Origin of the sequence: Colwellia sp. C1TZA3 (genome assembly GCF_007954265.1) — a bacterium.
Classification (GTDB): Bacteria; Pseudomonadota; Gammaproteobacteria; order Enterobacterales; family Alteromonadaceae; genus Cognaticolwellia.
In genome coordinates this window covers 1-4,426 of record NZ_VOLS01000108.1, presented here as the reverse complement: position 1 = coordinate 4,426, position 4,426 = coordinate 1, and the positions used below count along the sequence as shown (strand labels likewise).

Sequence of the window (4,426 nt, the reverse complement as noted above, 5' to 3'; positions counted from 1 at the left end):
GGTCAGAAATTGCGAACCAGCAGGCCCAGTATCATTGAACCCAGAAAAGGAAAGTATAAAAAACGCACAAAAAGAAGTCGCTTAATAAAATTAGGGGAAACAGTGTCAACTATCTTGAAAAACACCGTTCCGCTCCGCTTCACATTTTAGCCAACTACAATTTGCCCCTTAACAGGGCGTTAGGCAAATAATTATCTGGCAGCATATGCAAGTGGTTTATAAATGAAAATTACAAATGTAGTTAAAGACTCTGTAAATCAGGAAGCGAGTGACTTAATAAATAACACTCTTAAACCTCGTTATATAAAACATGAAATAGAAAATAATTTTTCTAATCAACTTTTTGACATTAGTTTAAAATGGCGAGGGAGTTCCCTATATTTTTTAGCTAAATATAATTGTGTGGCTGAAAATGCCATATCACCAACATTTGAAAGTAAATTTGCTAGGTTAGTTTTTGTAGGTGATAACAGGTTTAATTTATCCTATATGCGCCATACTGATAAATGGTTTGAGTTACATTCTGGTTTATCTAGTAAAGAGTGCTTTAAGGCTATTGAAGCTCAACCATATTTTGTAGTTTAATTTGCCTATAAGTTGCTCAAACGGAAAAATAACAGTTGGCCATCGCTTTGCGATTATAGCCAACCATTATTTTCCGCTTAGCAAGCGTTAAGTAATCACAGTAAATGTGATTAGGTGGCAGTATTGGATGATAATAACTGGCAGTTCTAATGTAATTGGGTAGCACAACTCATGTAATTGTCCAGTTCCGCTTCGCTTCACATTTTAGCCAACAATTACAAGCCCCTTATTGGGGCGTTGAGGCTGTACAATCAGTTTACTGAACATTTGGAGTTGTATTTATGGATGATGACAAGTCGAGAATGAAAGAAATACCTACCTCATTTACTCTCAAGCAAGCATTAGAATTTGAATGGTGGTTTACACTTATAGGTTCAATGTCACAATCTAAAACCCTTAAAGTTATGGTTATATCAGGCTGTATTTTATTGGGTGCTTTTGTGTATTATTTATTTAATCTAGTAGGTACTTAACAAGTCGCAGTGTGCTGCTAATATGTCGCTTAAACACAACTAAAACAGTTAGTTACATTAAACCTCACTGCACATTACAACCAAAAATTTTAGTTAGTTTAGCGTCGCGTTATGTGCCGTAATGGTATTGAAGTTGTGCAATTAAAATAGTGCTATCTTGGTGTTTATAAACGATCCTATGTTCATCATTTATTCTTCTAGACCAATACCCAGATAACCCGTGCTTCAAAGGCTCTGGTTTACCAATACCTTCATGGGGATTTCTCTGAATACCCTTAATGAGTAAATTAATACGTTTCAGTATTTTTTTGTCAGTAGTTTGCCAGTAAAGATATTGCTCCCAAGCTTTTGTTGAAAATGTTAATTTCATTCAATAAGGTCTCTTTCAGTTCCATTGCCTGCTTCAAGTTCAGCAATAGAGTCTAAAAGGTTTCTAGCATTGGTTGGTGATCTAAGTAAATAAGTAGTTTCTTGCATAGCGTTATAATCTTCTAACGACATCATAACTACGGGATCTTCACTTTTTCGGGTAATAATAATTGGTGCGTGATCATTACATACATGCGCCATTGTATTTGCTAAATTAGCTCTAGCGGCTGTATAACTTATTGCATCCATGTGTGACTCCAAATTGTTCATGTACGTTTATTGGTACAGCATAGCGCATTGGCACATAACAAGCCATTAAAGCAGGACAAATAATAGTTAGCTATTTACTCCTTCGTCGCTTATTTTAGCAAACTATTTTTTGCCTCTTAATGGGCGTTAGGTTTTTATCAATTATCGCATTTGAACGGATTCAGAAGCAAACTCATACAATCGCAGATACAACCGTGTTTGTTTCTTATGATCGCTTTACTACGCGTTTTACAATTAAAAGTGAGACAGAGGTTATATATTCTTCTTGGGTTTTACTTCCCGTTAAAAAACGCAAATACTTATACCCGCTCCACTTCAAGGTGCAGGTTTCAGCAAGTCGATTTTTTTCTCTTAAAGGTGGGCAAGTAGAATTTATAATGGATCCATTAGGTATAATACCAATCAAATTAATTAATGGTGCAAATTTTAATGAGGGTAAATTTTCAAGAACAAGGCGCTTGATTGAGCAATAGCTGGCTATTGGGATTGAAAGCAACGATGTTATTGGATATTTAGACCATTTAAAAAGATCACTTAGTTAGTTTGATTGGTATAAGTAGCTACACCATAAAATACGAAGGTTTTTTAGACAAGGCAGCTAACTCTTTACAGCCTAAACAAGTTATTACAAATGATTATTGGGCCGTTTATATTGGTGGCGGTTACGGTCCATTGTTTGATGTTGCTAACAATAAAGACTTACAGTTAATTATTGCTAAAATTTATGAATCAAATGGTGTAATTGGTTCAGGAGGTCACGGAGCAGGTGCATTGGCGAATGTAACTTTATCTTCAGGTAAGTTTTTTGTTGAAGGTAAAAAAATTGCTGGTTTTCCTGATTCGACTGAAAAATCTAAATCATGGGCAAAGCAAGGGACTTTATTGCCTTTTTTGGTTGAGAGCCAGTTGAATAAAAATGGTGCTATTGCACAAAATAAAAAAACATTAAAAAATAAGTATGAGGTAATAATCGACCAACGATTTGTCTCAACAATGTTTTTACCATCCGCAGCTCTTGTTGCTAAAGAAATGATAATATTAAACAAATAGTAACGGTATTTAAGTCATTTAAAACCAAAACAACAGTCGATTCCGCTGCTTTTTTCACTCATTTTTACCTACTATTATTTAGGCGTTTTTCATTATATAAGGAGAGTATATATTCGCAGGAGTAGCTCTTTTAGTCATGATTTTTTAACTGACAATGGTAATTATAGTTATCGTTTTGCGGGTAAATCACTTAACCGTATTACAGATATTGTAGAGTCTCAAATCTCCTCATTCGGCAATGATATCAACTGATACTATTATATTAAGAACAAACCATTGAATTGTTCGTTAAGGCTTTTTTAGTCTTTCGTGGTAATTTCTCTTGCCTTTGATAAGTTATACCAGTTCCATTAAGTTTGTGATCTTGTTGTGCGCAGGAAAAATAACTCAAGGTAAGGCGCTCGATTGAGCAATAGCTGGCTATTGGGAGTGAGAGCAACACAGCCTTGAGCTATTTTAACTAGTACAAGTGAGCAATAACTTAATGGGATTGGTATTACATGTCACGTGTAGATATTTAGCTGTGTATTGTCGTGTTAATTCAGTGATTGCTGCTTAACTTATTTTAATGCAACCTAAAACAGGATAACTTAGCGCTACCTTGCTCTTCTACACACCACTTCAATTGATATTTTATCAGTATCTAAGCCAATAAAAAGTATGTTACGTTTATCCATGCCAGCCTTGGTTTTTAGTTGTTTAACACATTAATTATGGCGCTACTTTTATTAGCTAAAAAATTAAAGGCTAATACCAAGTTGATTAATTACCTGCTCATTTTTAATGGTTAAAATGAATAACTACAGCGTTATAAAATTTATAAGTAGAATAACTACTGACTAAATTTTATGCCTTGTATTTGTCCATTTTTCCTCATGAAAAAGGTGATCACTTAATTAATCAAATTGGTATAACAACTCGTGGGAGTCATTATTTCTAGGCACCCTTTGTTTAATTTCAATAATGATTAAGGAGAAAAAATTATGAACATAAAAGAAAGTCCAAGGCCTCCACTCCCCCCATTTACATATGAGACTGCCACTTAAAAAGTACGGATGGCTGAGGATGGTTGGAACTCGAGAGACCCGAGTAAAGTATCACTTGCTTACACAGTTGATAGTGTCTGGCGGAACCGATTTGAGTTTATAACAGGCAGAGACGAGATAGTTGAATTTTTAACAGCAAAGTGGGACAAAGAATCAAATTATCGCCTTATAAAAGAGTTGTGGGCATTTACAGAAAATAGGATTGCAGTACGTTTTGCTTATGAGTGGCAAGATAAAGCAGGTAACTGGTTTCGTTCATATGGTAACGAAAACTGGGAATTTAATGAGTATGGCTATATGCATCAAAGAATTGCCAGTATTAATGATTTACCCATTTTAGAGGCAGATAGGAAGTTTCATTGGGAGTTAGGTCGTCGTCCTAACAAACACCCCAGTCTTTCTGAGCTTGGTTTATAAAAGCACCTTACAATACACCCTAATGCCAACAACGAGTAAAACTTAGCTATTTCATGCCGCTTAGTAAGACCTTGAAGTTATAGAATAACTAATACCAGTTCCATTAAGTTTGTGATCTTGTTGTGCGCAGGAAAAATAATTCAAGGTAAGGCGCTCGATTGAGCAATAGCTGGCTATTGGGATTGAGAGCAACACAGCCTTGAGCTATTTTAACTA

Annotated in this window: 6 protein-coding genes; 4 read left to right on the top strand and 2 right to left on the bottom strand. The window is 35.1% G+C overall.

The genetic code is table 11. From position 1 onward, the window contains the following. Positions 1–222 precede the first annotated feature (222 nt). Entirely contained in the window at positions 223–585 is a 363-nt protein-coding gene (locus tag ESZ39_RS17165) for a hypothetical protein (protein ID WP_146881142.1), read from the top strand. Positions 586–866: 281 nt separating this feature from the next. After that, the gene (locus tag ESZ39_RS17160; protein WP_146881141.1) at positions 867–1,058 is read left to right on the top strand and encodes a hypothetical protein; all 192 of its coding nucleotides are present in this window, start codon (positions 867–869) and stop codon (positions 1,056–1,058) included. A gap of 109 nt (positions 1,059–1,167) precedes the next feature. Here the strand turns inward: ESZ39_RS17160 and ESZ39_RS17155 are convergent, their stop codons facing one another. Further along, positions 1,168–1,428 carry a Txe/YoeB family addiction module toxin gene (locus ESZ39_RS17155; RefSeq protein WP_146881140.1) on the bottom strand — a complete coding sequence of 87 codons (261 nt, stop codon included), beginning with the start codon at positions 1,426–1,428 and terminating at the stop codon, positions 1,168–1,170. Further along, positions 1,425–1,676 carry a type II toxin-antitoxin system prevent-host-death family antitoxin gene (locus ESZ39_RS17150; RefSeq protein WP_146881139.1) on the bottom strand — a complete coding sequence of 84 codons (252 nt, stop codon included), beginning with the start codon at positions 1,674–1,676 and terminating at the stop codon, positions 1,425–1,427. Before ESZ39_RS17150 ends, ESZ39_RS17155 begins: the two co-directional genes overlap by 4 nt. A 564-nt stretch (positions 1,677–2,240) precedes the next feature. On the opposite strand from ESZ39_RS17150, the gene ESZ39_RS17140 reads away from it, so the two are divergent. Together ESZ39_RS17140 and ESZ39_RS17135 are read left to right on the top strand one after the other, a co-directional pair. Continuing rightward, the gene (locus ESZ39_RS17140) at positions 2,241–2,747 is read left to right on the top strand and encodes a type 1 glutamine amidotransferase domain-containing protein (RefSeq protein WP_223270438.1); all 507 of its coding nucleotides are present in this window, start codon (positions 2,241–2,243) and stop codon (positions 2,745–2,747) included. Positions 2,748–3,802: 1,055 nt separating this feature from the next. Beyond that, positions 3,803–4,210 carry a DUF1348 family protein gene (locus tag ESZ39_RS17135; protein WP_223270437.1) on the top strand — a complete coding sequence of 136 codons (408 nt, stop codon included), beginning with the start codon at positions 3,803–3,805 and terminating at the stop codon, positions 4,208–4,210. Positions 4,211–4,426: the final 216 nt, after the last annotated feature.

Coding starts and splice junctions, on each gene's coding strand:
- ESZ39_RS17160 (WP_146881141.1), top strand. CDS start 867: ATGGATGATGACAAGTCGAGAATGAAAGAAATACCTACCTCATTTACT.
- ESZ39_RS17135 (WP_223270437.1), top strand. CDS start 3,803: ATGGCTGAGGATGGTTGGAACTCGAGAGACCCGAGTAAAGTATCACTT.
- ESZ39_RS17165 (WP_146881142.1), top strand. CDS start 223: ATGAAAATTACAAATGTAGTTAAAGACTCTGTAAATCAGGAAGCGAGT.
- ESZ39_RS17155 (WP_146881140.1), bottom strand. CDS start 1,428: ATGAAATTAACATTTTCAACAAAAGCTTGGGAGCAATATCTTTACTGG.
- ESZ39_RS17150 (WP_146881139.1), bottom strand. CDS start 1,676: ATGGATGCAATAAGTTATACAGCCGCTAGAGCTAATTTAGCAAATACA.